A 26,765-nucleotide genomic window follows, 5' to 3' on the forward strand; every position below is an offset into this window, starting at 1 on the left:
AGGAAGCCGGGGAAGCCGGGGAAGCCGGGTGCAGGTAAAACAACACTAATTATTTGGGCGTGCAGGTAAAAAGTGTACATGTAGAGGCCTTTTTGATGCTGGTCGCGTACCTGTTTTACCTGCAGCTGTGCTTCACGACACTGTTTCACCTGCAACTATGACTTATATCTGTACCTGTTTTGCCTGCAGATGACGGCTGGCCTTGTCGTTACGCCGGTATTGCCAGTCTTCATGGCATTGTTTCACCTGCAGCTTGTTGTTGACTGGGCTAAGCTGGTGAACATGCGCGTAATTTCAGGACGATTCAAAGGCGTGGCGCTGGCCACCCCGAAAACCGGCACCCGCCCCACCACCGATCGGACCAAGGAGGCCATCTTCTCCCATCTCGACTCGTGGGGAGTTCTGGATGACGCCCGCGTGCTCGACCTGTTCGCCGGCACGGGCGCGCTCGGCATCGAGGCGCTGAGCCGCGGCGCTCGCGAACTGGTGGCGGTGGAAAGCTCGCGCCCGGCTGCCGCGCTGATTACCAAAACCCTCGCCGACCTGAAGCGCAACCGTTCGTGGAACGCCAATCTGAGCGCCCGTGTGCTGGCGAAGAAAGCCGAAACGGTGGCAGGCGGCTTCGGCGAGTCGTTCGACGTGATTTTTATCGACCCGCCCTACGCTTATGGGACCGACGATTGCAACCAGCTGCTCGCCGATCTGGCAGCCGGAGATGCCACCAACGAGCGTACGGTCATCATGCTGGAACGTTCGATCCGCTCCGACGACCCCGCAGCGCCTGAAGGCTGGGCGATCACCGAGCGCCGCAACTACGGCGAAACCGCCGTATTCTACATCGAGACGATTGCAGAATCCGCCGAAACCGCCGACGCCGCCGAGTCCGCCGGGCCCGACGCCGACACCGCGGTGTTCACTGAGCAAAACGAGTGATCCATGTTCACGGCTGAAGCCTCGCAACGGATGTTCCACGTCGACCGGAATCTCGACTATGAATCGGTCATCGACGGTGATCACCACGAATCATGGGGCTGCTCGCCGGTCTGCCCTGCTATTGTGCGTGTCCACACGGAAATGCCGGCGCAGGATGTGCCGTTGCATTGGCATCTGGGTAGTGAACTGATTTATCCCCGGCATGGAAGGGTGATGCTGTTCATCGATGGCCAAGAGGTCACCCTCAATGACGGGCAACTCTGTCTGATCAGTCCGAAGAGCCTACATTCCATCCATCCTGAGCCGTATGAAGACGGTCAGTGCTGCCTCTCCATCACCTTTGATGGGGAATATCTCTCACGCCTGGATCCCGGTCTGTCCAATCGGCATCTGCTTCAAGGGGTGCCTCTGGGGAGCGGTTGCGAATATACCGCTGACGAGCTGGTGGAACTGTGCGAGCGCATCGTCGAATGCACATATGACGAATCGGAGATGCAACTCATCCGCATGAACGCGCTGCTGTTCGCGCTCCTGTGCCATATCGATGAACGGTGGGTAGTGGACGATGAAACGACTTCGGGGGGTATCGCGTTCGGTGATATTCAGAACATCACCGAATACATGAGCACCCATTTCGCAAGCGGAATATCGATTGCGCAGATTGCACAGCGTTTCGGATATTCACGCGAGTATTTCTCCCGCATGTTCAAACGGTGTGCTGGCGTGACCCCCGACCAATACTTGACTGAGATTCGGCTGCAATCATCGGTGGATGATTTGCTGAACGGCGACTTCACCATCGCGCAGATCGCACAGCGCAACGGATTCTCCCATCCGCGCTCACTGGCCCGTGCATTCTCCGCTCGATTCGGTATGACGCCAGTCGCTTTCCGCCGCTTGTACCGAGGTGACCGGGTGGTTTCGGTGAATGGGTCACGCGCTGAGGAGCCAATATCCGAACATGTCACAAAGTGACGGATAAGGGTCAATTTTTAGCTCAGTCGCCTCGTGACGCGCTCCGTATGCTGAAAACACGTTTGCAAGGACAAGCAAATGAGTCAGGTAAAGCAAAGGAGCCTTCCCAATGAGCAACGAACCTGTAACTTCCGGCACCCATGATGCCGTTGCCGCATTGCCGCAAAGTGGCGGTGCACGCGCCATGCTGAAAAGCGCGATCCTGTCGCTGTCGCTGCTGCTGTGCAGTGTTTCGGTGACGATGGCCGTGGTCTCCAGCCTGAAGCAGGACTTCCCGAATGCCTCCACCATGGAACTGCAGTCGTTCGTGAACGTGCCGGTGATTGGCGGCATCATCGCCACGCTGATCGGCGGTGCGTTCGCCAGCAAGATCGGCAAAAAGAACCTGTGCCTGCTCGGCACTCTGCTGTGCTTCGCCGGCGGCTTCCTGCCGATGTTCGTACCGTCTCTTGCCTTCAAGATCGTACTGCGCGTGATCTGCGGTTTCGGCGTCGGCCTGATCCAGCCGCTTTCCGCATCCCTGATCGTCGACTGCTTCAAGGGGCGCGAAGCTGACACGATGATGGGCATCCAGTCCGCCATGGTAGGTTTGGGCGCCACCATCTTCTCCTCCGCCATCGCCGGCATCATGACCATCGACTGGCACTACTTCTACTTCGTCTACTTCTTCGCCCTGCTGGTGTTCTTCTTCGTGTTGGCTTTCGTGCCGAACAGCGTGAACGAGATCGGCAGGGTGCACAAGAGCGCGCAGGCCGACTCCGCAACCAAGGCGAAGCGCACCAAGATGCCGCTCGGTGCATACTTCGGCATGGTCCTGCAGATCGTGTTCGCCACCGGCTACGGTTTCTACACCGTGAACCTGTCCCTTGCAGCTGAGGAGACCGGTGTGATCACCGCGGTCCAAGCCGCGACAGTGATGACTGTCGTATCCATCTCCTCCTTCATCGGCGGCTTCCTGTTCGGCTTCGCCAAGCGCTTCGTCGGCATGTTCATCGGCATCATCGCCATCGCCATGGAGGCGGCCGGCCTGTTCCTGTGGGCCAACACCGCCTCGCTGGGCGCTTGGTATGCGGCGGCCGTGCTCTTCGGCGTCGGCTTCTGCTGGTTCATGCCGTACGTGAATTTCCTGGTCAATGAGCACACTGATCCGACGATCTCCGCACAGGCCACCTCCTACGCCTTCTTCGGCAACTCGGTCGGCTCCTTCCTGCCCACCTACGCATTCGCTGCGCTGGGCGCGCTCACCGGTCTGACCAGCACGTGGAAATCCCTGAACGAAGCCGGCATCATGATGCTCATCTGCATCGTGATGGTGCTCGTCTTCAACGCCTTCGACAAGAAGAAGCCCGCCGCAGTAGAGGCTTCCGCCGAGGCTGCCGAGTAAGGCTATCTACCGGAGCCGAAAACCAACAAGATTTGTGGCAGTGATGCCTCAAAACCAGTGAATTCTTTTCCAGTGGCGGTCAACAGTGGCCGCCACTGCCGTAACAAATCACAATCATCCATTCATATCCTTCATCCGCGCACCGCAAGCGTACTGGTCAACGAATCGGTAAGCGCATTGCTCAGCTCATCAATCAGCGCGTGCGCGGACAATCCAAGCCCAAGGAAGTACACCATGACCAATCCAACCAATGATTCCGCCGTTCCTGATGTCTCCTCGATGATCGCGCCGCCCTCACCGCAGCCGCTCGAACCCATCGAAACCCCGATCCCGGAAACCAAGAACTTCCCTCATACCGACGAAGTACCGGAAGGCTGCATCGTGCTTTCCGAACCTTCCGAAGACACCTTCGGATACCCGGTTGATATGGAGCAGATCACCTATGTGACCCGTCAGCTGGCCGACGGCACTTCCGTCGACATGCCGCTGTGGGTGTTCACGCCGGGCGTAGACAACATGCCGGAAGGCAGAATCCCGGAAGACGGATGGCCTGTGATCGTGTTCGTTCGCGGCTCCGCCTTCCATGAGCAGAACGTGCTCGACTACCTCAACTATTATGTGCGTATCGCCGAACGCGGCTATGTGGTGGCGGCGGTCAAATACCGGCCCAGCGACGACGCTCCGTTCCCCGCTCAGATGCAGGATTGCAAGACCGCGGTGCGTTTCATGCGCGCCAATGCCGAACGATTCCACGCCAACAAGGACCGTGTGGCGCTCTGGGGCGACTCCTCCGGTGGCCACACGGTGCTGATGGCTGGTTTCACCGGTGATACAGCTCCGGATACGCCCGATTATCAGCCGGTGAGTGCGGAAGTGAAGTGCATCGTGGACTGGTATGGTCCGACCGACTTCGCCATGATGAACTACTATCCGAGCTCGCAGAACCATCACGTGCCCGAGTGCCCGGAAGGCGTGGAGCTCGGTGGCGTGGACGTGTTGGAGCATCCCGAACTGAACCGTGCCGCTTCGCCGATGACGTACCTTGACTCCGATCGACCGACTCCGCCGACGCTGATCATGCACGGTGGCCGCGATCAGTTGGTGCCGTTCAATCAGAGCTGCCGTCTGTACGCCACGATGAGGGCGCTCGGCAAGGACGTGACCTTCTACAAGCTTGATAATTCCTGCCATGCCTGCTATGGATTCCGCAGCGATGCGGCGTTTGATGTCGTCTTCGACTGGCTCAAGGATCGACTGTGACTCCGCTGTGACGCGGCAGCCGATTATGTGATCGAATAATCTGTGTGACCTCTGAGTTTGCGCAGACCTTATAGTTTGCGCAAACCTCGAACTTGAATAGAAAGAACTCTCACTGCCATGACAGCAATTGACATTGAATCCTTGGTGGAGCCGCCGGCCGCCATGCCTTTGCCGCCCATCCCCACACCGCCGAGCCAGGTGGCGCAGTTTCCCCGCACCGAGGAGACGCCGGAAGGCTGCATCGTCATCGACGACCTTGATACCGACGACTTCCTCTACTCCACCTACATCACCCATGAAACATATGTGACCCGCGCGCTCGCAGACGGCACTGAACTGCCACTCGGTGTGGATATCTACACGCCGTTCCACGACGATGGCAATATGCCGAACGGCGAGCCCGAAGCTGGCTGGCCGGTGATTGTCTACATGCGTGGCGCCGCATTCCACAAGCCGAATCCTTCCACCTTCAACAGCCTCTACATCCGCCTCGCCGAAAAGGGATATGTGGTAGTGGTCCCCGAATACCGTCCGAGCGATGTCGCGCCATTCCCGGCTCAGATGCAGGATTGCAAAACCGCAGTACGCTATATCCGCGCCAATGCCGAACGGCTAGGTATCGACTCGGAGCGCATCGGACTTTTCGGGGATTCCGCCGGCGGCCACACAGTGTTGATGGCCGGTTTCACCGGTGATACCGCTCCGGATACACCGGACTATCAGCCGGTGAGTGCGGAAGTGAAGTGCATCGTGGACTGGTATGGTCCGACCGACTTCGCCATGATGAACTACTATCCAAGCTCGCAGAACCACGCGCCGGCCGAGTGCCCGGAAGGCATGGAAATCGGTGGCGTAAATGTGCTGGAGCATCCGGAACTAAGCCGCAACGCTTCGCCGATGACGTACCTTGACGCAGACCGTGTGACGCCGCCGACGCTGATCATGCATGGCGGGCGTGATCTGCTGGTGCCGTTCAATCAGAGCTGTCGTCTGTACGCCACGATGAGGGCGCTCGGCAAGGACGTGACCTTCTACAAGCTGGGCAACGCCAGTCATGCCGCCTACGGTTTCCGCAGTAATCGCGCGGTCGGATTGGTGCTGGACTGGCTTGCCGAGCGCCTCTGAGCGGCGGACTCGCCAGACAATCAGCCCAGACGCCGCGGGTGGGCGGCGGAAACCTCCCAGCCCAGCGACATCAGTGTTTTACGGTCGGCCTTGTCCAGCGCCTTGCAATCCAGGGCTTCGATAAGGTCCGGCCGTATGTCGTTGGTGCGGGCCAGCGCCTCATCGCGACGGAACCGGTCGACTTTGCCGTGGTCGCCGGACAGTAGGATCTCCGGTACGGATATGCCTCGCCACACCGCGGGCTTCGTGTACTGATGGTGCTCCAGCAGTGCGCCTTCGCCGGTATAGGATTCCTCCACAATCGATTCGGGGTTGCCCATGAACCCCGGCATCAGGCGGGTGATCGCCTCCAGCATCACGGAGACGGCCACCTCGCCGCCGTTCAGCACATAGTCGCCGATCGAATACTCGCGCACATCGATGCCCTGCGCGCGGTAGTACTCGGGGATGCGGGCATCATAGCCTTCATAGCGTCCGCAGCCGAACAGCAGATGGCCGGCATGGCTGAGCTCGGTGGCATCACGCTGGGTAAACAGCGGAGCGGACGGATTCGGGAAGATCAGCACTGGGGCGGATTCCTGAGTCGGTGCCATGTCGGTGCCGTTCGTTGCGCCATTGTCACTGCCTCCGTCGGGCTCGACGGTGGCATCACGATCCATCACATCCGCAGCGTCCTCATCCAGAAGCGCATCGTCGCGAATTTCCGAGAAGTCAAGTATCGCTTCATCAGGTGAATCCTCGGCTTCCGAGGAGGGGAATGCGAGTTCCTCCGCCGGGCCGTTTTCCGAGGGAGGCTCCAGTTCCAGCAGGTCGTCCAGGCATTCCGCCCATACCTCGGGCTTCATCACCATGCCGGCACCGCCGCCCACCGGGGTGTCGTCCACCGAATGATGCACGTCATGCGTCCAGTCGCGCAGGTTATGGGCGGTGATCTCCAGAAGGCCCTTGCTTTGCGCCTTGCCCATCAGGCTCAAGTTCAGTACCTCGAAGTACTCGGGGAATACGCTCACGATATCAATCTTCATGTCACACAGCCTATCGGTACCCGTCCATAAGAAGCTCGCGCATTACAGACCCGTCGTTACACTATTGCGATGATGAACACGACGATGACCATTCCCACACGCAAGAAGCCCGAAGTGCTGGCGCCAGCCGGCAATCTGAGGGGGCTCAAGACCGCGGTCGATTACGGTGCCGACGCCGTCTACTGCGGCGGCAAGGCGTTCGGCATGCGCTCCGCCCCCAAGAACCTGAGCCTCGAGGACTTTGAGGAGGGCTCGCGCTACGCCCATGCGCGCGGCGCCCGCGTGTACGTGACCTGCAACGTACTGCCGCGCAACAACGAGATCGAGGCGATGCGCGAGTACGTGGGCCAGCTCAAGGACACCGGTGTGGACGCGTTGATCGTCTCCGACATCGGCGTGATGATGATGGCCCGTCAGGTGGCGCCGAACCTGGAGCTGCACGTCTCCACGCAGGCTGGCGTGACCAATTATCAGGCTGCGAACGCCTTCTATGAGCTGGGTGCCCGCCGTGTGGTGCTGGCCCGCGAGATGGATCTGCAGGCCGTGCGCGACATCCGCGCCAACATCCCCGACGACCTCGACATCGAGTGCTTCGTCCATGGCGCGATGTGCATGGCCTTCTCCGGCCGCTGCCTGTTCTCCAACTATCTGACCGGGCGCGACGGCAATCATGCGAATGCGCGCAGCCATGCCGTTGGAAGTATTCGATCGTGGAGGAGAAGCGCCCCCGGCAAGTACTATCCGATCGAGCAGACCAAGGACGGCGCCTACCTGTTCAATTCGCAGGACATGAACATGCTCGATCACCTGGATGACCTGATCGACTCCGGCGCCACCAGCCTCAAGATCGAAGGCCGCGCCAAAAGCGCGTATTACATCGCCGCGATGACCAACGCCTATAAGACCGCGGTCAACGAATACATGGTGCAGCGCGGGTTCGAATCGGCGGACGGCACGGTTTTGCAGCCGTTCCACGACCGCGTGGTCCGCCCGTCCGATCCCGATTATGCCGAGGTGATGGCCGCGTTCGGCTCGGATGATGCCGGCGATCAGGTGATGCGCAACGCCGACAAGGCGTTCGCCGGTGTGGCGGACGACGGCTACGAGCGTCCGGGCATCACCGTGATAGGACAGTCCGGTGCCGGTGCCGGTGCCGGTGCCGGTGCCGGTGCAGATGTCGTCGCCGTCGCCGAGCCCGACGGCATGAGCGCGCACGCCCGCTCCACCCGGCGCAAATCCAACACGGCGGTGGAAGTCATCGAGAGCGATTGGAAGCATGCCGCGGTCCGTCCCGCCCCGCACGTGACGTTGCCCGGATGGCTGCTTGAGGAGACCGACAAAGTCGCCCATCGCGACTACTCCACTGGGTTCTACTATCCCGAACACAAGGTGACGCAGAACATCGACCGCTCCGCCTACTTCCGCTCGTGGATGGTGGTGGGGGAGGTGCTGAGCTGGAGCGCCGATGAAGGCGGCCGCGTGACGCTGATGAGCCGCAACAAGATCGAGCCGGGCCAGGAAGTCGAATTCCTGCTGCCCGGTGAACAGCCGCTGGTGTTCACCGTGCCGGACGCAGGTCTGCGGGATGCCGATGGCCAGCCCGTCCCCGCCATCAACAATCCCGCGCATGTGTTCTCGATGCCCTGCCCGCACCAGGTGCCGATCAACGCCGCCATCCGCTCCCGCACCAAGAAACCCACGTTGAAAGCCGAATGACCATGACCGAATACAGCGACGAAATCCTTGACTCCAACGCCATCAGCTCCACCGACCGTGAAGGTCGCCCGATTCCGGTGACCATCCCGATCGCATTGGCTCCCGGTGTCAAGGTGGTCTACACCACCAGACTCGGCGGCCTCAGCGCAGGCGACTGGGGCAACCTCAACCTCGGCGGCAAATCCGGCGACGAGCCAGAGGCCGTGCTGTCCAACCGCATCGCGCTCGCCGAAGCGATCGGCGCGCCGCTGTCCCTGGTGTCCCAGATGCATTCCGGCGTCGCAGTGGACGTCGATACCGACGAATACGCCGTGAACACCGATTTCGGTTTCGACGGTTCCGGTACGCATCATGCGCTGTCTGCCGCGGGACTCGTTGCCGATGAGGCGACCGGAAACACCGATGCCGAACACGGCGGTGCCGTGGTCATTGACGCCGACGGCCAGGTCTCCGCCCGGCGAGGCATCGCGTTGGGCATGTTCGCCGCTGACTGCCTGCCGGTATTGATGGCCGACCCGGTGGCCGGCATCATCGGCGCCGCGCATTGCGGACGCCGCGGTCTGGAACGCGGCATCATCGGCGCCACGGTGGAATTGATGAAGCTCAAAGGTGCCGAGCCGAGCCGCATCGTGGCCACATTGGGCCCGCGCATCTGCGGCGACTGCTATGAGGTGGGCGATGACATCGCCGATCAGTTCGTCAAGAGATTCCCCCTGACCAAGACCCAAACCCGCTTCGGTGGAGCGGGCATCGACATAGCCGAGGCCGCGATGATCGATCTGGCGTTCGCGGGCGTTCATCAGGTCGTCGATTCGATGCCGCGCGTGCACGCCGCCACCGAATATCTGGAAGAAGACACCGAACTGGCCGAACTGTGCCGTACTGATGGCGAGGGACCGGCGGCGCTCGCCGAACGCATCGCCCATATCAACCGCAGCATGTGCACGCTCGAAAACCCGCTCTGGTATTCGCATCGCCGCGCCTCGCTGGCGGGCAAGTCCCACGAAGGCCGCATGCTTGCTCTCGTCGTGCGCGAATAGTGCACGGACGATGCACGAATAGCACATGCGCAATGTGTGGATAGTGCACGAATCACGAGCACATTCGGTAAAGAATGTAAAGAATAGAGTGACGCAGGTCACGAACGGGTATCCCTCACCCTACGGTGGTGCCTATGACTGAGAGAGAAATCGATACTTCCACCATGCGCGCGTCTGCGCACGCGACTGTGCAGACGTCTGCGCAATCGTCGTCTGCCGGCCAAGCTGCGACCACGCAATCCACACCGGTGGTGGCCGTGGTGCTCGCCGCGGGATTCGGCACGCGATTCGACCCCGACAACCCCAAGCAACTGGTGTCTGTGGGCGGCAAGCCTATCGTGTGCTGGAGCATCGAGGCGTTCGAGCGATGCGCACGCGTGAGCGATATCGTCGTGGTGGTCAACAGCAGAGTGCGCTCCCAGGTCGAATCGCTGATCGACCAGCGGGGATACGCCAAGGTGCGTGTGGTGATCGACGGCGGTGCCGAACGTGTGGATTCCACTGCCGCGGCCCTGGACATGTTGGCTCAGGCCGGAATCCCGGATGACGCCAAGATTCTCATCCATGACGCCGTGCGTCCGTTCGTCCAGCAGTCGGCGATCGATGGATCCATCGACGCGCTCGACCAGTTCAAAGCCGCCACCGTGGCCTATGCGTCAACGGACACCGTGCTGCTCACCGAGGATCTGGGCGACCTCAAAGTGGTCAGGTCTGTGCCGGACCGTCCGAACACGTTCCGCGCGCAGACGCCGCAGTCCTTCCGGTTCTCCACAATCCGCAAGGCCTATGAGCTCGCCGCCGCCGACCCGGACTTCCATCCCACCGACGATACGCGCGTGGTGGTGGACTACCTGCCGAACGAACCGGTGGCCATCGTCTCCGGCGCGGAGACCAACCTCAAGATCACCACGCTGGAGGACATCCCCACCGCCGAGCGCATCGCCGAGGAGATCGAGGGCCGCGACCCGAAGGAGGAGGCCCGCGCGCGCATGCATGCGCTGCTTGCCCAGGCCGCGGGCCAGATGCGGTAGTCGCAGGCGGCTACACTGTGTGATATGCGTGAACTCAATGTGGTGATATCCGGATTCGACCATTATGCTGACGTGGACATCAACCCTGCATACGAGGTGCCCAAGGCGATCGCCGAACGAGGCCTTGGAGAGCCGTCCGGACCGGACGACGTGCTCAACGAAGTTCAAGTCAAGGTTCACGCGGTCAGCCTTCCGGTGAGTTTCGCCAAGGCCTGGCCCATGCTGAAGGAAGGCATCGAAGCCGTACAGCCGGATATCGTCATCGCCACAGGGCTCAAGCATTCCGCCCGCAGCGTGATGCTTGAGCGTTGCGCCACAAATCTGATGGATACAGAGCGCCCGGATGCCGACAATGTGATTCCGCGCCGCAAGCCCATTGACCCGAACGGTCCTGCGGCCTATTGGACCCGACTGCCGTTGCGCTCGATTCTGCAGGATTTCACCGATGACTCCATCGCTGCATCTCTGAGCTCCGATGCCGGCACATTCGTATGCAATTCGCTGTTCTACAACCTGCTCAATTGGATGGATACGCAAGACCGCGTGCTTGGCGGATTCGTCAGCTTCCCGCCGGTACGTCCCGAGCAGTCGTCGCAGCATGGTCTGCCGCTTGAGCAGCAGATCGAGGCCGGGCGTGACGTGGTGCGCGAAACCGTGCGCTACTATCTCAACCCCTCCAGTTCGGACATTCTCATCGCCTGAACGCGCAGGACCCGCCGCGGTGTAGCCATGGTCACCATGACCTTGTTGCCGCGGCAAACTAGAACATCGTTCGCACGCATTGTAACGATTGCATATCGATGGCTGTATCCATCATCCGTATGCGGTACAGTGCATCAAGGACAAGCCAAAGGCTATTGGATGTGAAAGGATAATCAGCCATGGTGGATCGTTTCCCGGTGGTGCTGCGAGGATATGACAAAGAGAAGGTCGACTTGGCGTTCGACGCCGCCCAGAACAGCCTGAACCAGGCTCAGAAGACGTTGGCCAGCATGCGTGAGCAGATTGCCGCGGACGATGATCGCATCTTGCAGTTGCAGGCGCAGTTGCAGGAGGAGCGCAACAAGAAGCCACAGAAGAACAGCTTCGCATCGCTCGGCGCCAACGCGCAGCAGATGCTCGCCTCCGCCGAACAGACCAGCACCGAGCTGCTGAACCGCGCCAAGCAGGACGCCTCCGCCACTCGTATGGCCGCCCAGGCCCAGGCGGAAACGCTGCTCAACAATGCCAAACTGGATGCACAGCACATCCTCGACGACGCCAACGCCAAGGCATCCTCCATCCTGCAGAACGCCACCACCCAGGCCGGCTCCCTGACCTCTTCGGCCAAGCAGGAGACCAATCAGCTGCGTTCCGAGACCACCAAGAACATCACCGAGCAGCGTCAGGCCGTGGAACTTGAGCTGAGCAACGCACGCGAGGAGCACAACAAGAAGCTGTCCTCCGAGCGCGCCTCCCAGGAACGCGAGCTGGCGGACATGAAGGCCGAGGCCACCGCCAAGATCGCCGCGCAGCGCAAGGCCGCGAACGAGGAGATCTCCAAGCTCAAGTCCGATTCCAACGATCAGATCGAGGCCGCGCTTGCGGAGGCGAACAAGAAGCTCGCCGATGTGCGTGAACAGGTCTCCAAGATGATGACCGAGGCGCAGCGCAAGGCCGGTGAGATCATTGATGCCGCCAAGTCCAAGGCCCAGGAGATCACCGACGAGGCCGAGGTCAGCCGTACGAATACCATCAGCCAAGTCAGCGCCGAAGTCGAGCAGATCCGCAACGATATCGCCGCCCAGCAGGACGAGGCCACCAAGAAGGTCAATGAACTGTTGCAGCACTTGGAGGAGCGTCGCGAGGCAGCCAAGAAGGAGGCCGACGAGCTGGTGGGGCAGGCCAAGACCACCCGCGAAGAAGCCGATTCCTATGCAGCGAACAAGCGTCAGGAAGCGGATGCCCAGGCTGCCGCCATCGTGCATAAGGCCGGTGCGGACGCTGACGCCCAGGTGGCGGAGCGTCGCGCTGCCGCCCAGAGCGAGCTGGACAGCCTGACCAAGCACATCGCCGATCTTCAGGAGCGTGAGGCCACGATCACCCAGCGCGTTTCCGAACTGCGCTCTATGTTCGCCCAGGCCTTCTCCGGATTCGCGTTCGAGGCCACCAAGAACGCGGCCGAAACGTCGCTGCCGGTGGTCAATCCGGTGCCGGCACCGGTGGAAGGCGAAACCGTGACCGAGCCGGCCAAGGCCGTCGCCGAGGAGTCAGATGCTGCGCCTGCCGAGCAGTCGAACGAGGCCGAGGCTGCGAACGAGGCCGCTGTGTCCGCCGACGAACAGCCCACCGTGGCCATCGCGGAACAGCAGTGAGCGTGGTTACGGTCCTCGAAGAGTGCCTCACCGAGGCTCTTACCGAGTGCTGCATAGCCGTTGACAGCCATTGATGACTACTGATATGGTTCGTTGACCATTGCCAAGCCCGGCCAGGTGCCGGGCTTTCGCATATCTGTACACAAAATACCTGCAAACCTCCATCGTGGATCGTGTTGCAGGTCGTGCTGCAGGTCTTTTGTGTCTATTTATGGCCTATTACGGGGACATGATATGCGCTGTTCCGCTGAATGCAGGTAAAACAGAGACATTTCAGCAGAACGCTGCAGGTAATACAGGTACATGAAAAGGGGGTGCAGGTAATTTGTGTCTCAATAGAGCCGGTTGTTGAGCGTACGGAAGCACAAAATACCTGCAGCCGGTTACACAGGTATACAAAATACCTGCAGCTGATGTGCGGAAGCCTTTTACGGTCGGCCGGCTACACTGCTAGAGACAAGAACTTGCGGCACCTGTGCGTTGAGCCGGGTGCCGCAATCGTTGTAACACGCGCCACAAGCGCACCAATCCGAAGAAGGAGTAGACATGAGTGAACTCTCGCCTCTGACCGGCGAAGCGTTGCACGCCCTGCGTGACGAATTCGACGCCGACGGCACCAACCGTCTGGCCATGAACGCGGTGACCGCCGCCGGTATCGAGAAGGTGGCGCGCAACTACGACCGCGCACGTCTGCTGCAGCGTCGTTTCTCCACCGTGGTCGACAACGGCGAAGCCACCCATCAGGACCGTTCCGGCCGTTGCTGGCTGTTCAGCTCGTTGAACGTGGCCCGTTTCATCGCCAAGAAGAACATGAACCTCAAGGAGTTCGAGTTCTCCCAGAACTATGCGATGTACTACGACAAGCTCGAGCGCGTCAACTACTTCCTCAAGGATGTGGCCGCACTGGTGGCAGCCGGCGAACCTGCCGACTCCCGTCTGATGCAGCATCTGCTCGCCGACGTGATGGGCGACGGTGGCCAGTGGACGATGGCCATGAATGTGTACAAGAAGTATGGCGCCGTGCCGAAGGACCTGTTCCCGGAGACCGAATCCTCCAAGAACACCGGTGCGATGAACACCCAGCTGCGCCACCTGCTGCACACCGCCGTGGCGCACCTGTATGCGGCGGCCGGCGATCAGGCCAAGACCGACGAGATCGTGGCCGAGACCACCGCTGCCGGACACCGCATCCTGACCATTCACCTCGGTGAGCCGCCGGTCTCCTTCGACTGGGAGTGGACCGACGCCGACGGCGAGTTCCATCGCGACGGCGAGATCACGCCGGTCGAATTCTGGCAGAAGTACGTGGGCCCGGCCGGCCTTGAAGACTACGTGTGCCTCGTGGACGACCCGCGCGCCGAACACGCCAAGGGCAAGAAGATCGGCATCGAACACCTGGGCAACGTTGCCGGTGGAGACGCGACCGAATACCTCAACGTGCCGAACCAGTTCATGAAGGACTGCGTGCGCAAGATCCTGGTCGAACAGGGCATCCCGGTCTGGTTCGGTGCTGATTGCCACCCGTTCATGGACCGCGAGAACGGCTCCTGGGCCACCGACCTGTTCGAGTACGGCAAGGTGTACGACGTGGACTTCGACCTCGACAAGGAGGCCCGCGTGCGCTTCGCCGATTCCGCGATGAACCACGCCATGGCCTTCGCCGGTGTGGACGTCGCCGATGACGGCACCACGACCCGCCGCTGGCGCGTGGAGAATTCCTGGGGTGCAAAGATCGCCGACAAGGGCTACTTCACCATGTCCGACGACTGGTTCACCGAGTACGTCTACGAGGTGGCGGTTCCGAAGGCCATGCTCCCCGAGGAGTATCAGAAGGCCCTAGAAGAGCCTGCCACCATGCTCCCCGCATGGGATCCGATGGGCGCATTGGCTAAGTAGCGCGCGAAGCGCGCATCAGCCAATGCGAAAAGCCGGGAATAGAAAACAACCCAGTGGGTTGTTTTCCCGGCTTCCGGCCGACAGGCCGGCGGTGGGCGCGGAGCGCGCTTGCGTGAAACGCAAGCGCGCCTGAGCCGACGCGCCGTTGAGTGGAAAGCCCGGTGGGCTTTCCACAGGCGCGGCTCGGGGCCGATAGGCCACGAGGAACGGCGAAGGTAATGCTGAGTGCCGCCGTAGGCGGCTCCGTTCTTGCAGGGCGCGGAGCGCATTGGCTAACAAGTGGTCCGTCTCGTAATTGTCTGAGTGGTGTTGGCCCCTCTGACGACTACCCCTCAGTCGGCTACGCCGACAGCTCGTCCTGCAAATTCGGACGCGCTACGCGCGCATTCAACTGGCTCGCCTGTCGGCTCGCACAGCACCTACAAACAGCTTCGCTGTTTGCTTCACGGTGCTGTCCTGACAAGGGGAGCCATACAAGCCGTATCGGCCCCCTCTGACGGAGGGGGCTGTCAGCGAAGCTGACTGGGGGAGAGACACGAGAAGAGTGCTCAATTATTAGTGAGACAGACCGCTAGTATGCCTAAGCCGCCGGCCCGCCACCCAACCCGCAAACGTCCGGCCGTCCACAAAACGGCCGGACGTTTCCATATCGGCAGACGCACAGGTAGACTTACGTTTTCGCATGCTTGAATCATTCGGAGAGCAAGAGAGGAGAGTCGGCATGGCAGCACTTCGTGGTCCGGACAGTTCCGAAGACGAGCGTCGTTTGGGGGAGCAGGCCGTCTTTCCGGAGACCGTGGACATCAACATCCGCCAGCTTGACCCGATTCCCGCGCCTCGCGCGTTCCTCAAGGAGCAGCCGCTTACCGACGCGATGAGCGAGCTGGTGCTTCACTCCCGTCAGGAGATCCGAGACGTGCTGAACGGCCGTGACGACCGCTTGCTGGTTATCGTGGGCCCGTGCTCCATCCATGATCCGAAGGCCGCCCATGAATACGCCGAAAAACTGGCCGCCGTCAAGCGCGAGCTTGAAGACCGCTTGGTCATCGTGATGCGCGTCTACTTCGAGAAGCCGCGTACCACCATCGGCTGGAAGGGCCTGATCAACGACCCTGACCTGGACGGCCGTTTCAACATCCGCAAGGGCATGTGGCTCGCCCGCAAGGTGCTGACCGACGTGCTGAGCCTCGGCCTTCCCGCCGCCACCGAATGGCTTGACCCCATCACTCCGCAGTACATTTGCGATGCGATCAGCTGGGGTGCCATCGGTGCGCGCAACACGGAAAGCCAGGTTCACCGCGAGCTGGCCAGCGGCCTGTCGATGCCGGTCGCTTCAAGAACGCCACCGACGGTTCGATCAAGCCTGCCGCCGATTCCTGCTACACGGCCGGGTTCGAACATCATTTCCTGTCCATCAACCTCGATGGGCGCGTCATCTCCGCTGAGACCAAGGGCAATCCGGATTGCCATCTCATTCTGCGCGGCTCCAATACCGGTCCGAATTATGATGCCGAATCGGTGCGTCAGGCTATTGGCCGCGCTGAAGGCTTCCAAGGCGTCCGGTCCGAGCGAACATGGTCTGGTCATCGACGCCGCACACGGCAATTGCGGCAAGGATGAGAACCGCGAAGCCGAAGTGGTCGAGGAGCTGGCCGAGCGCATCGCCGCCGGCGAGCCTGGCATCACCGGCATCATGATGGAAAGCTTCCTCGTAGGCGGCCATCAGAAGCCCGCGCCGCTCGACCAGCTCGTCTACGGACAGTCCGTCACCGATGCCTGCGTGCCGTGGGACCGCACCAACGAGCTGCTGCATACGCTGGCCGACGCGGTCACCGCCCGTCGCAACCTTCAGCGATAAGGTACTTTGTTGCAAGAAACGCTCACTGAACAGTGCTCAGTGAGCGTTTTGCAGCAGAAGGGCGCACTGCAGGCGCGCTGAGGCGCTGAAGTGTGTTTGAGGGTTTGTTTGTTCCTGTGACACTTTATTCTTGGGGAAGATAGTGCACAAGGAGAAGAGAACATGCAGCAGCAGCAAGGCCAGAACCTGGCTGAGCAGACATCACCGGTCCATCCCCAGCCGTTGAACACGCCGGAGGAGCTTCGGGCCATCCGGCAGGCGATGGATGAGGGGAAGAATCCGCTTGTCGCCACCGATGTGCCGCGTTGGGAGGATCAGGTCGGCGTCAGCCGTATCGTCAACCGACGGGTGCTGGAGCTTGAGCCGCTTCCTACGCCGGCCCAAGTGCTAGCGGAACTGCCGCTCAGCGCGCATGCTCAGGAGATCGTCGCCTACTCGCGTGACGAGATCCGCGCCTGCCTCTATGGGCAGGATGATCGTCTATTGGTGATTGTGGGTCCGTGCTCGGTGCATGACCCGGCAGCTGCGCTTGATTACGCCCACAGACTGGCGAAAGTCATGAACGAGCTCGACGGCGAGCTGCTCATCGTCATGCGGGTGTACTTCGAGAAGCCGCGTACCACGGTCGGCTGGAAGGGGCTCATCAACGACCCGGACATCGACGGCACCCACAACATCCGCAAAGGCCTGTTGCTGGCACGCAAGACGTTGCTCGGTGTGCTTGATGAAGGTCTGGCTGCCGCAACGGAATTCCTTGAGCCGACGAGCCCGCAGTTCATCGCCGATGCGGTGAGCTGGGGTGCCATCGGTGCGCGCAACACGGAAAGCCAGGTGCATCGTCAGCTCGCCAGTGGCATGTCGATGCCGATCGGTTTCAAGAACGCCACTGATGGCTCGGTCAAGGCGGCGGTGAACGGCTGTTTCGCGGCGTCCCAGCAGCATACCTTCTTCGGCATCGACCATATGGGCCGTGCCTGTGCCGTGGAGACACTCGGCAATCCGGACTGCCATGTGGTGCTGCGTGGCTCCATTCACGGCCCCAATTACGATGCCACGTCCGTGGCCAAGGCCATGGAGACGATCCGCGACGAAATGCCGGCGGATTCCGCCGCGTCACATGGATTGATCGTGGATTGCTCGCATGGCAACTCCGGCAAAGACGAGCATCGTCAGGCTGAAGTGGTGCGGGACATCGCGCGGCGCATCGCGGCAGGTGAGCGCGGCATCACCGGAATCATGATGGAAAGCTTCCTCGTAGGCGGCAATCAGCCGGCCGCTCCTCTCGACCAGCTGGTCTACGGCAAATCCATCACCGACCGTTGCATCAGCTGGCCGGATACCGAGGCACTGCTGCGCGAGCTGGCCGACGCCGTCGCCACCCGTCGCTGGCACTGACCTTCCTTCTGGCTCCCTTTGTCAAGGGAGCTGTCGAACGTAGTGAGACTGAGGGGTAGTTCTTCTAGTCTGAGATGTAATAACGTGAAAGGAACTTATATATGGGTATGAAAACGGTAGCCATCATTGGCGCATTGGATGAGGAAGTGGCGCTGATCGCCAAGTCGCTCACCCACGTCACCCACATCGCCAAGGGCAGTCTGGACATCGCGGTGGGTACCGTGGACTCGTTCGGTTCGGACGTCATCAAGGTCGCCGCCACGGTGGGTGGCATGGGCTTGGTGAATGCCGCGGCCACCACCCAGCTGCTCATCGATGAATTTGCGCCGGATGCCGTGATTTTCTCCGGAATCGCCGGCAATCTCAACACCCATCTGCATATCAACGATGTGGTGCTCGGTGGTACGTTGCGTTACCTCGATACCGATATGCGTCTGGTGGGACAGTGGAAGCCCGGCACCGAAGACAAGCCGGTCGAGGAATTCTTCTCCGACCCGCACCTGCTGCAGGTCGCCGATCAGGCGCTCGCCAATGCCGGCATCACCCACATCACCGGTATCATCGCCTCCGGCAATTACTTCGTGGACACCCCCGAAAAGGTCGAGGAGGTCATTCGCCGAACCGGTGCCGACGCTGTGGAGATGGAAGGTGCCGCCGTGGCGCAGGTCGCCGCCCGCAACGATGTGCCTGCTCTGGTGATTCGTGCGCTCTCCGACAATGCCGATACCGATTACGAGGTGTTCAAGGAGTTCGATATCTCCGAATACGCCGACACTGCTGCCCGCCTTGCCGTGGACATCGTCAAGCGACTGTGATTCTCTTGGCTTCGGCTGCCCTGATGATGGACTGATGACGCTCTGATGACGCCCCTCTTCATGAGGGGCGTCATCATATGGCGACGGATTGTGTGCTCACAGGTCTTTCCCATAGGCCTATAGGCCCGTAGGTTCACAATGTGAACGATTCAGGCTCTCGTCCGCAGCCAAGGTCCATACTCGAACATCAGGCACAGCGATGTGTGGGGACGTCGTTGTGGCCACAAGCCGATTCACGCCTCTCCGCATGCCTGTCGTTGTGCTTTGAATTGTGAGCCATGGCATGCCAACCGCAGCCATGGCACATGCTGCATAAGTATGTACGGACAGCGTATGCAAACGCTGATTCGCAGCATGAGGAGAGAGAACCATAATGTCTGCAACTGCAACCGCAGCCGTTCAGGAACCCGTGAAGAAGGATTCGGTTCCTGAGATCATCGCTGCTTCCATGGTCGGTACGGCCATCGAATTCTACGACAATTACTGTTATTCCATCGCCGCGGCAAGCTACTTCGGCATGATCTTCTTCACGAGCGTCGCCAAGTCCAACCCGGCGCTCGCCACCCTGATGGCGTTCGTCACGTTCGCCGTGTCCTTCCTTGCTCGCCCGTTCGGCTCCATGCTGTTCGGCCACTTCGGCGACAAGATGGGCCGCAAGAAGACGCTGGTCATCGCGCTGATGACGATGGGCATCGCCACCTTCCTGGTCGGCTGCCTGCCTGGCTATGACCAGATCGGCCCGTGGTCCGTGGTCATCCTGTGCATCTGCCGCGCATGCCAGGGTGTCGGCCTCGCCGGTGAATGGTCCGGTGCCGCCCTCGTGGCCACCGAAAACGCCCCGGCCGACAAGCGTGCGCTCTACGGCTCCTTCCCGAACCTTGGCGCCCCGATCGGCTTCTTCTGCGCCTATGGCCTGAACCTGCTGCTCGAGTCCAACCTGAGCCAGGAGCAGATGATCGCCTTCGGTTGGCGTATCCCGTTCCTGTGCTCCGCGGTGCTGGTCATCATCGGCCTGTATGTGCGCGCCCGCATGTCCGAGACCCCGGTGTTCCGCAAGGCGCACACTGAGAAGCGCACCTCCAAGCACCCGCTGCGTGACCTCCTGCCGTACTGGAAGGAAGTCCTGCTGGGTACGGTCGCCATGGGCATCACCTACACCCTGTTCTATGTGCTCGGCACCTGGTCCCTTTCCTACGGCGTCAAGGGCCTGAAGTTCAGCCAGAGCGATTACCTGCTCATGCAGATGTGCTCGGTGGTGTTCTTCGCCATCTTCATCGTGGTCTCCTGCGTCTACGCCGACAAGGTGGGCCGCAAGAAGGTCCTGTTCGTGGTGACTGCTGGCACGCTGGTCTTCAGCTTCTTCACCCCGCTGCTGCTCGTGCACTCCGCCGCCCACATCATGATTTTCCTGTGCGTCGGCTTCGTGCTCATGGGCGGCCTGTTCGGGCCGTGCGGCGCCTACCTGCCTGAGCTCTTCCCGGTGCACGTTCGTTACTCCGGCGCAGGCCTGAGCTACAACCTCGCCGCCATCTTCGGTGGCGCGTTCGCCCCGACCATCGCCCAGGCTCTGGTTTCCTCCAAGTTCGGCGTGGCCGGTGTGGGCTGGTACATGGCCATCATGGCCGCGCTCGCCCTGCTCGCCCTGTTCCTCATCAAGGAAAGCAAGGATAAGGATTACGAGCTGTGATCGTATGGTTGAGGTCGTTCTGACCTTGACCGTCGAATGAACGGCGTCGCCATTCGTGGTGGCGCCGTTTTTTCGTACCTGTGTCGATGTGGTTTGTGTCGATGTGGTTTGTGTCGATGTGGTTTGTGCTGGCCCGGTATTGCTGATGCGAGTGCGATGCATCGAGCTGTCGGATGGGTTGCACGGCATATGGCGTCGCCTGCCGCCAGTGCCTGGCGTCCGTGGTCCTGGCGCTGCACGTCTCCTCAAATGAACAGTAGGCGAACTTACGTAGTCGGCTTCGTGTGCTACATGAGAGACGTTTTACTCTAGGAATCATGAGTTTCTGGCAGATTATCGTGATTCTGGTGCTGGTCGCATTGTGCATGGCGTGGGCCATCGTCATCTCGTACGGCAAAGGGCGAGCCTCCGGGCGGGCCGCAGCCGAGGAGGCCTTCGCCTCCGATAAGGACGCCAAATCACTGTTCGGCGAGGACGTACCCGTTCGCCCCACCGAGCGTCGTCTCATAGAGGTCATGCCGGAAGCCTTGATCATTACCGACCGCAACGGACAGGTGCAGTACGCCAGCCCCGGATCGGCGCCGTTCGGACTCGTCTCGGGCAAGCGCATCAATTCGCGTGAAGTCGAAGACATTCTTACCCAGGCCGCCTCGGACGGGGGAGTGCGCGAGCGTGAAGTCCAGCTGCCAGTGGACCGTAGCCCGTTCCCTTCGACCATCACCGGTAAAGGTATTGAAGCCGGACAGCTCAGGCCATCGAACACCCTGTATCTGCGTGTGCGCATCGGCGATATCGGCGACGATCTGTATGCGATTTTCATCAGCGACATGTCCGAACAGCGTCGTTTCGAGGCTGTGAGGCGTGATTTTGTGACCAACGTCTCCCATGAATTGAAGACTCCGGCAGGAGCGATCGCGCTGCTTGCCGAGACTATCACCGATGCCGCCGATGATCCGGACGCCGTACGGTACTTCTCCGGCCGCATATCCAAGGAGTCGGCGCGACTGACCGAGCTGGTGCATCACCTGATCGATCTGCAGCGGGCGCAAAGCTCTCAGGGCGTGGTCAATGCGAAGCGCATCTCCGCGTTGGACATAGCCCGTGCTGCGATCGCCGACAACCAGGTGCAGGCGGAGGCCCACCATGTGGATATCCGTCTCAACGCCAACGGGCATTCGGCGCCGCTCGATGCCACCGACGCTTCCGCGGCTGATGCCGAGTCGGCGCGGAATCTGTACATCAAGGCGGATGCCGATGCCATGCAGACGGCGGTCAAGAATCTGGTGGAGAACGCCATTCACTATTCGCCCGAGCGCACCACGGTGGCCGTGGATGTTGCGGAGCGTAACGGCAAGGTCGCTATTCGCGTGGTCGATCAGGGCATCGGCATTCCCGAGGAGTCCTTGGACCGTATCTTCGAACGTTTCTACCGCGTCGACCCCGCGCGTTCGCGCCAGACCGGCGGCTCGGGGCTGGGGCTCGCCATCACCAAGCACTGCGTGCAGGAAAATGGCGGACGCATCTCCGTGTGGTCCCGTGAAGGCGAGGGGTCGACGTTCACCATCGAATTGCCCGCTGCCAAGCCCGACCCTGAGCCCGCTGCCGAGTCTGAGTCCGACCCCGTCGTTGAGCAGGAGCCTGCTGCCGAGCAGGAGCCGGTGCAGCAGGGGAGTCCTTCAAGTGTCTCCGCTGTGGATTCCACCACTGCGGATTCTTCCGCTTCCGGGCCCGCATCGCCGGTGTCCGATGATGATGCCGGTGGGAAGATGACGGAATCGGCGTCCTGAAAGGCTGGCGTCGATTCTCTGGCAGATCTCAGCCGGAAGGCCGGCTCACAGGCTGAATCTTCCAAGCGTTGAAGAAGCGTCGATTTGTCGGGAACCCCTCTCATGGCGAGGCCCGGCGAACACGACAGCCCGATGCGCGCGGGTGGCAATCGCGGAGATCGTGACGTGGCAGGGTGTTTTCGCGTATTCACTCCACGTAGCGCATACTAATAAATTACGTACTTTAGGCAAACGGCAGGAGAACGAAGAGGGGATGGCTACGATGGTATCTGAGAATTTTGCGCTTACCCGACCGGGGACATACCCGAGAAAGGCCACTATGACACGTATTCTTATCGTCGAAGACGAGGAATCCTATCGCGAACCATTGGTCTATCAACTTACACGCGAGGGGTATGACGTGTCTGCTGCGGCCACCGGTGAGGAGGGCTTGGAACTGTTCACCAAGGGTGGCATCGACATGGTGTTGCTTGATCTGATGCTGCCGGGCATTGACGGCACTGCGCTGTGCCGTCGGATACGCGAACAAAGCCGCGTGCCGATTATCATGCTCACGGCCAAGAGCGCGGAGATCGACAAGGTGGTCGGACTGGAGATCGGTGCCGACGATTATGTGACCAAGCCGTACTCGTTCCGCGAGCTGTTGGCGCGCATCCGTGCCGTGTTGCGCCGCAATCAGTCCACCGCCCAGTCCACCGGTGCCGTGGATGATGATATTCCGCTGGTATGCGGGGACATTTCCATGCAGGTCGGCCAGCATCAGGTCACCGTGCGCGGCGAGACCGTGTTCTTCCCGCTCAAGGAGTTCGAGCTGCTCGAGTACCTGATGCAGAACAAGGGACGTGTGATGACCCGCCATCAGCTCATCGATCGCATCTGGGGCTCCGATTACGTCGGCGATACGAAGACGCTTGACGTGCACGTCAAGCGTGTGCGCTCCAAGATCGAAGAGGACCCGGCTCATCCCAAGTATCTGACGACCGTGCGCGGACTCGGCTACAAAATCGACAAGCCCACGGAGTGAAACAAAGTACGGAAACTACACATGCTTCGTGTAGTTTCAAATATGCTCGAGTGTTCATCTTCTGTTTACTGATTTCGGTTTTGGCCCCTCTCAATGGCTAATACTCTAGTAAATGTCATGAGTTGACCGGGTGGGTTTTCCTGCCCGAGATTTACTGATAGAGGGAATAAGAAACATCATGCAGAAGAACATTCTCGTTCGCTCCCTTGCCGCTCTGTCCGGCATCGCGATGCTCGCTACTGTCGCTGCCTGCGGCGACAACACTGCCTCCACTGGCAACAACTCTTCTTCCACCGATTCCGCTACCAAGGCCGAGCCGGTCTCCGGCGACTTCCAGGGCGCTGGCGCTAGCTCCCAGCAGGCTGCCGTCGAAGCTTGGATCGCCGGCTTCCAGGGCACCAACCCTGACGCCAAGATCGCCTACAACCCGACCGGTTCCGGCGCTGGCGTGACCACCTTCCTGACCGGTGCCACCGCTTGGGCCGGCTCCGACAAGGCCCTGTCCGATGACGACATCGAGAAGTCCAAGGCTGTCTGCGCCTCCGGCCAGGCCTTCGACGTCCCGGTCTACATCTCCCCGATTGCCATCGTCTTCAACCTGAAGGGCATCTCCGACGCCGGCAAGCACATCAACCTCGATGCTGCTACCGCCGCCAAGATTTTCGACGGCAAGATCACCACTTGGAACGACCCGGCCATCCAGGACCAGAACGAGGACCTCAAGCTGCCGAGCACCCCGATCACCGTTGTGCACCGCTCCGACAAGTCCGGCACCACTCAGAACTTCGTCTCCTACTTCAAGGATCAGGCTCCTGACGCTTGGACCTACGACCTCTCCGAGAACTGGCCGAACGAGGTTGGCCAGGGCGCCAAGGGCACTTCCGGTGTGATTTCCACCGTCAAGCAGGCCGACGGCACCATCGGTTACGCTGACTTCTCCCAGGTTGGCGACCTCGGCACCGCCGCCATCAAGGTCGGCGACTCCTACAACGAGATCTCCGCTGAGGCTGGCTCCAAGGTCATCGGCGACTCCAAGCTCGACGACACCGCCAAGGGCGACAACCGTGTGGTTGTGAAGATCAACCACGCCACCGAAGCCAAGGGTGCCTACCCGATCGTGCTGGTCTCCTACGACATCGTCTGCCCGGCCTACAAGGACGCCAAGCAGGGCGAGTTCGCCAAGGCTTGGCTGACCTACGTCACCTCCGAGGAAGGCCAGAAGGCCGCTCAGGATGCCGCCGGCTCCGCTCCGCTGCCGTCCAGCCTGACCTCCCAGATCAGCAAGTCCATCGAGGCCATCAAGACCAAGTGACTCACGGCGGTTACACAACCGCATGATTCATTGATTCAGGATAACTGAAAACCGACCAAATCAATGGTCTGAAACTTTGAGCCGCAGTCGTAGTAAACGGCTGCGGCTCAAAGCGGGTAAAGGACATGTTTCCCACATGGCTCTACTCGCAATCGTTTTTGTCAATTCCTTCATATAAGGAGAATCCGTGAGTTCGCAAGACAAAACGGCTCTCGCACCCACAGGCGGGAAAACCGCCGATAAGGTGTTCCGCGGTGTGGCGTATGGCTGCGGCATCCTGATTCTTGTGGTGCTTGCCGCCGTATTCCTCTTCCTCTTCTTCCGCGCATGGCCGCTCATCGGTGGCGATCAGGCTGCGAACAACGAGACTGTTTCCAACTTCACCGGTGGTAAGGCGAACAATTTCTGGGGTTATGTGCTCCCGCTGTTGTTCGGCACCGTGCTGGTCTCCATCCTCGCCCTGATTATCGCCTTCTTCGTTTCCATCGGCATCGCACTGTTCATTTCGCACTATGCGCCTAAGAACATCGCCACTGGTCTGAGCTATGTGGTGGATTTGCTCGCCGCAATTCCTTCCGTAATCTACGGTCTGTGGGGTGGTCTGATTCTGGTTCCTGCCATTTACCCGTTCTGGGATTGGGTGGCCAACCACCTTGGCTGGATTCCGATCTTCGCAGGTCCTGCAGCAAACCCGCAGCGTACCGTGGGTACGGTCGCCGTGGTGCTCGCCGTTATGGTGCTGCCGATCATCACCTCCATGTCGCGTGATATCTTCCTCCAGACGCCGTCCCTGCAGCAGGAAGCTGCGTATGGCCTCGGCGCCACCAAGTGGGAGATGATCAAGCTCGCCGTGATTCCGTTCGGCAAGTCCGGTATCGTGTCCGCCTCCATGCTGGCTCTTGGTCGTGCACTCGGTGAGACCATGGCCGTCTTGATGATCCTGTCTCCTGGCCTCAGCTACTCCATCAAGCTACTGCAGGCTTCCCAGAGCCAGACCATCGCAGCCAACATCGCCGCACAGTACCCTGAAGCCAACGACCTCGGCGTGTCCGTCCTGATTGGAACCGGTTTGATCCTGTTCCTCATCACCTTCGTCGTGAACTTCGTGGCTCGTAAGATCACTGAGAAAGCGGGTGCCTGATGGCTGAAGCAACCAAGAAGAAGAACCTTGACGGCGCTCCCGTCATCGACTTCGACAAGTTCCGCCCGACCCGTTCCTCCGAGCAGGCCCGTAAGATCAAGGACTACGTGATGACCGGCGTCATCGCGCTGGCCTTCGTCATCGCCTGCATCCCGCTGGTCTCCGTGCTGTGGACCACCATTATCAATGGTGCGAAGCGTCTGAACCTGAACTTCCTCGGTTACAACATGACCGGTGTGGTCGGTGGTAACCCGACCCCGTCCGGTGGCTACGGTGGTGTTCTCCACGCCATCATCGGTACTCTTGAGATCACTGCCGGTGCAATGGTCATCTCCATCCCGATCGGCATCATGTGCGCCGTGTACCTGGTTGAATACGCGCACGGCGGCAAGCTGGCCATGACCATCTCGCTGCTCGTCGATGTGATGAGTGGTATTCCTTCCATCGTCGCCGGTCTGTTCGCATTCTCGATGTTCACCATCGTGTTCGGACCTGGTACCATCAACGGTTTCGAAGGTTCTGTGGCATTGTCCCTGCTGATGTTGCCGACCGTGGTCAAATCCTGTGAAGAGATGCTGAAGATCGTTCCGAACGATCTTCGTGAGGCTTCTCTTGCTCTGGGTGTTACCAAGCAGCGTACGATCACCAAGATCGTGCTCCGTACCGCTCTGCCGGGCATCGTCTCCGGCTGCATCCTCGCCATCGCACGTGTGATCGGTGAGACTGCACCGTTGCTGATGACCGCAGGTTACATCGCCAGCACCAACGTGAACCTCTTCTCCGGCCAGATGACCACCCTGCCTGTGTACGTCTATCAGGAATACTCCAAGCTCAACGCCAACTGCCCGGCTGGTGCCGACGCCTCCTGCGTCACCACCATTCCTATGGAACGTTCCTGGTCCGCCGCACTTGTGCTGATCATCATCGTGCTGCTCTTGAACTTGATCGGCCGTCTGGTCGCCAAGGTCTTCGCAGTCAAGACCGAGCGCTAAACCGTTCAACAATAA

At 60.5% G+C, this 26,765-nt stretch carries 20 protein-coding genes and 1 pseudogene; 20 read left to right on the top strand and 1 reads right to left on the bottom strand.

Going from position 1 to position 26,765, the window contains the following annotated elements; translation table 11 throughout:
- Positions 1-282: 282 nt before the first annotated feature.
- From rsmD to BREU_RS01035, 5 genes are all read left to right on the top strand, one after another.
- The gene (gene rsmD / locus BREU_RS01015; protein WP_044089201.1) at positions 283-933 is read left to right on the top strand and encodes a 16S rRNA (guanine(966)-N(2))-methyltransferase RsmD; all 651 of its coding nucleotides are present in this window, start codon (positions 283-285) and stop codon (positions 931-933) included.
- A gap of 3 nt (positions 934-936) precedes the next feature.
- Positions 937-1,908, top strand: coding sequence for an AraC family transcriptional regulator (locus tag BREU_RS01020; RefSeq protein ID WP_238566965.1), 972 nt, complete (start codon positions 937-939; stop codon positions 1,906-1,908).
- 109 nt (positions 1,909-2,017) lie between these two features.
- Positions 2,018-3,292, top strand: a complete 1,275-nt coding sequence (locus BREU_RS01025; RefSeq protein WP_052381969.1) for an MFS transporter — start codon at positions 2,018-2,020, stop codon at positions 3,290-3,292.
- 234 nt (positions 3,293-3,526) lie between these two features.
- A complete protein-coding gene (locus BREU_RS01030) occupies positions 3,527-4,552 on the top strand; it encodes an alpha/beta hydrolase (RefSeq protein WP_052381970.1) in 1,026 nt (341 codons plus the stop codon).
- A gap of 117 nt (positions 4,553-4,669) precedes the next feature.
- The gene (locus BREU_RS01035; RefSeq protein ID WP_044089183.1) at positions 4,670-5,677 is read left to right on the top strand and encodes an alpha/beta hydrolase; all 1,008 of its coding nucleotides are present in this window, start codon (positions 4,670-4,672) and stop codon (positions 5,675-5,677) included.
- 20 nt (positions 5,678-5,697) lie between these two features.
- Here the strand turns inward: BREU_RS01035 and BREU_RS01040 are convergent, their stop codons facing one another.
- On the bottom strand, positions 5,698-6,702 hold the full coding sequence (locus BREU_RS01040; RefSeq protein ID WP_044089182.1) for a tRNA (guanine(37)-N(1))-methyltransferase: 1,005 nt from the start codon (positions 6,700-6,702) through the stop codon (positions 5,698-5,700).
- Positions 6,703-6,786: 84 nt separating this feature from the next.
- Here BREU_RS01040 and BREU_RS01045 point away from each other — a divergent pair, with 84 nt between their 5' ends.
- From BREU_RS01045 to pstA, 15 genes and pseudogenes are all read left to right on the top strand, one after another.
- Positions 6,787-8,418 (top strand): peptidase U32 family protein, encoded by a 1,632-nt coding sequence (locus BREU_RS01045; protein WP_238566966.1) that lies wholly within the window; start codon positions 6,787-6,789, stop codon positions 8,416-8,418.
- Positions 8,419-8,420: 2 nt separating this feature from the next.
- Positions 8,421-9,458, top strand: a complete 1,038-nt coding sequence (locus BREU_RS01050) for a purine nucleoside phosphorylase YfiH/LACC1 family protein (protein ID WP_081886480.1) — start codon at positions 8,421-8,423, stop codon at positions 9,456-9,458.
- A gap of 125 nt (positions 9,459-9,583) precedes the next feature.
- A complete protein-coding gene (locus BREU_RS01055; RefSeq protein ID WP_414133007.1) occupies positions 9,584-10,489 on the top strand; it encodes an IspD/TarI family cytidylyltransferase in 906 nt (301 codons plus the stop codon).
- Between the two features lie 24 nt (positions 10,490-10,513).
- A complete protein-coding gene (locus tag BREU_RS01060; protein ID WP_044089177.1) occupies positions 10,514-11,191 on the top strand; it encodes a pyroglutamyl-peptidase I in 678 nt (225 codons plus the stop codon).
- Between the two features lie 179 nt (positions 11,192-11,370).
- Positions 11,371-12,843, top strand: a complete 1,473-nt coding sequence (locus BREU_RS01065) for an SPFH domain-containing protein (RefSeq protein WP_044089176.1) — start codon at positions 11,371-11,373, stop codon at positions 12,841-12,843.
- Positions 12,844-13,389: 546 nt separating this feature from the next.
- On the top strand, positions 13,390-14,739 hold the full coding sequence (locus BREU_RS01070; RefSeq protein WP_044089175.1) for a C1 family peptidase: 1,350 nt from the start codon (positions 13,390-13,392) through the stop codon (positions 14,737-14,739).
- A 721-nt stretch (positions 14,740-15,460) separates the two neighbouring features.
- The gene (locus tag BREU_RS01075; protein ID WP_330935783.1) at positions 15,461-16,597 is read left to right on the top strand and encodes a 3-deoxy-7-phosphoheptulonate synthase; all 1,137 of its coding nucleotides are present in this window, start codon (positions 15,461-15,463) and stop codon (positions 16,595-16,597) included.
- A gap of 162 nt (positions 16,598-16,759) precedes the next feature.
- Positions 16,760-17,992, top strand: a complete 1,233-nt coding sequence (locus tag BREU_RS01080; protein ID WP_044089155.1) for a 3-deoxy-7-phosphoheptulonate synthase — start codon at positions 16,760-16,762, stop codon at positions 17,990-17,992.
- A 101-nt stretch (positions 17,993-18,093) separates the two neighbouring features.
- On the top strand, positions 18,094-18,807 hold the full coding sequence (mtnN, locus tag BREU_RS01085; protein WP_081886464.1) for a 5'-methylthioadenosine/S-adenosylhomocysteine nucleosidase: 714 nt from the start codon (positions 18,094-18,096) through the stop codon (positions 18,805-18,807).
- Positions 18,808-19,180: 373 nt separating this feature from the next.
- Complete coding sequence (locus BREU_RS01090) at positions 19,181-20,494, top strand: MFS transporter (RefSeq protein ID WP_044089154.1); 1,314 nt, start codon at positions 19,181-19,183, stop codon at positions 20,492-20,494.
- A 317-nt stretch (positions 20,495-20,811) separates the two neighbouring features.
- Positions 20,812-22,107: pseudogene (locus tag BREU_RS01095) on the top strand (sensor histidine kinase); the annotation flags it as partial.
- Positions 22,108-22,600: 493 nt separating this feature from the next.
- Entirely contained in the window at positions 22,601-23,305 is a 705-nt protein-coding gene (locus BREU_RS01100; RefSeq protein ID WP_044089153.1) for a response regulator transcription factor, read from the top strand.
- Positions 23,306-23,483: 178 nt separating this feature from the next.
- Positions 23,484-24,617, top strand: a complete 1,134-nt coding sequence (gene pstS / locus BREU_RS01105) for a phosphate ABC transporter substrate-binding protein PstS (RefSeq protein WP_044089152.1) — start codon at positions 23,484-23,486, stop codon at positions 24,615-24,617.
- Positions 24,618-24,804: 187 nt separating this feature from the next.
- Positions 24,805-25,758 (top strand): phosphate ABC transporter permease subunit PstC, encoded by a 954-nt coding sequence (gene pstC, locus BREU_RS01110; RefSeq protein WP_044089151.1) that lies wholly within the window; start codon positions 24,805-24,807, stop codon positions 25,756-25,758.
- A complete protein-coding gene (gene pstA, locus BREU_RS01115) occupies positions 25,758-26,750 on the top strand; it encodes a phosphate ABC transporter permease PstA (protein WP_044089149.1) in 993 nt (330 codons plus the stop codon). The genes pstC and pstA overlap by 1 nt, the downstream gene beginning before the upstream one ends.
- Positions 26,751-26,765 lie beyond the last annotated feature (15 nt).

This window comes from Bifidobacterium reuteri DSM 23975 (assembly GCF_000741695.1).
In the GTDB taxonomy this organism is placed as follows: domain Bacteria; phylum Actinomycetota; class Actinomycetes; order Actinomycetales; family Bifidobacteriaceae; genus Bifidobacterium; species Bifidobacterium reuteri.

Coding starts and splice junctions, on each gene's coding strand:
- rsmD (WP_044089201.1), top strand. CDS start 283: ATGCGCGTAATTTCAGGACGATTCAAAGGCGTGGCGCTGGCCACCCCG.
- BREU_RS01020 (WP_238566965.1), top strand. CDS start 937: ATGTTCACGGCTGAAGCCTCGCAACGGATGTTCCACGTCGACCGGAAT.
- BREU_RS01025 (WP_052381969.1), top strand. CDS start 2,018: ATGAGCAACGAACCTGTAACTTCCGGCACCCATGATGCCGTTGCCGCA.
- BREU_RS01030 (WP_052381970.1), top strand. CDS start 3,527: ATGACCAATCCAACCAATGATTCCGCCGTTCCTGATGTCTCCTCGATG.
- BREU_RS01035 (WP_044089183.1), top strand. CDS start 4,670: ATGACAGCAATTGACATTGAATCCTTGGTGGAGCCGCCGGCCGCCATG.
- BREU_RS01040 (WP_044089182.1), bottom strand. CDS start 6,702: ATGAAGATTGATATCGTGAGCGTATTCCCCGAGTACTTCGAGGTACTG.
- BREU_RS01045 (WP_238566966.1), top strand. CDS start 6,787: ATGACCATTCCCACACGCAAGAAGCCCGAAGTGCTGGCGCCAGCCGGC.
- BREU_RS01050 (WP_081886480.1), top strand. CDS start 8,421: ATGACCGAATACAGCGACGAAATCCTTGACTCCAACGCCATCAGCTCC.
- BREU_RS01060 (WP_044089177.1), top strand. CDS start 10,514: ATGCGTGAACTCAATGTGGTGATATCCGGATTCGACCATTATGCTGAC.
- BREU_RS01065 (WP_044089176.1), top strand. CDS start 11,371: ATGGTGGATCGTTTCCCGGTGGTGCTGCGAGGATATGACAAAGAGAAG.
- BREU_RS01070 (WP_044089175.1), top strand. CDS start 13,390: ATGAGTGAACTCTCGCCTCTGACCGGCGAAGCGTTGCACGCCCTGCGT.
- BREU_RS01075 (WP_330935783.1), top strand. CDS start 15,461: ATGGCAGCACTTCGTGGTCCGGACAGTTCCGAAGACGAGCGTCGTTTG.
- BREU_RS01080 (WP_044089155.1), top strand. CDS start 16,760: ATGCAGCAGCAGCAAGGCCAGAACCTGGCTGAGCAGACATCACCGGTC.
- mtnN (WP_081886464.1), top strand. CDS start 18,094: ATGGGTATGAAAACGGTAGCCATCATTGGCGCATTGGATGAGGAAGTG.
- BREU_RS01090 (WP_044089154.1), top strand. CDS start 19,181: ATGTCTGCAACTGCAACCGCAGCCGTTCAGGAACCCGTGAAGAAGGAT.
- BREU_RS01100 (WP_044089153.1), top strand. CDS start 22,601: ATGACACGTATTCTTATCGTCGAAGACGAGGAATCCTATCGCGAACCA.
- pstS (WP_044089152.1), top strand. CDS start 23,484: ATGCAGAAGAACATTCTCGTTCGCTCCCTTGCCGCTCTGTCCGGCATC.
- pstA (WP_044089149.1), top strand. CDS start 25,758: ATGGCTGAAGCAACCAAGAAGAAGAACCTTGACGGCGCTCCCGTCATC.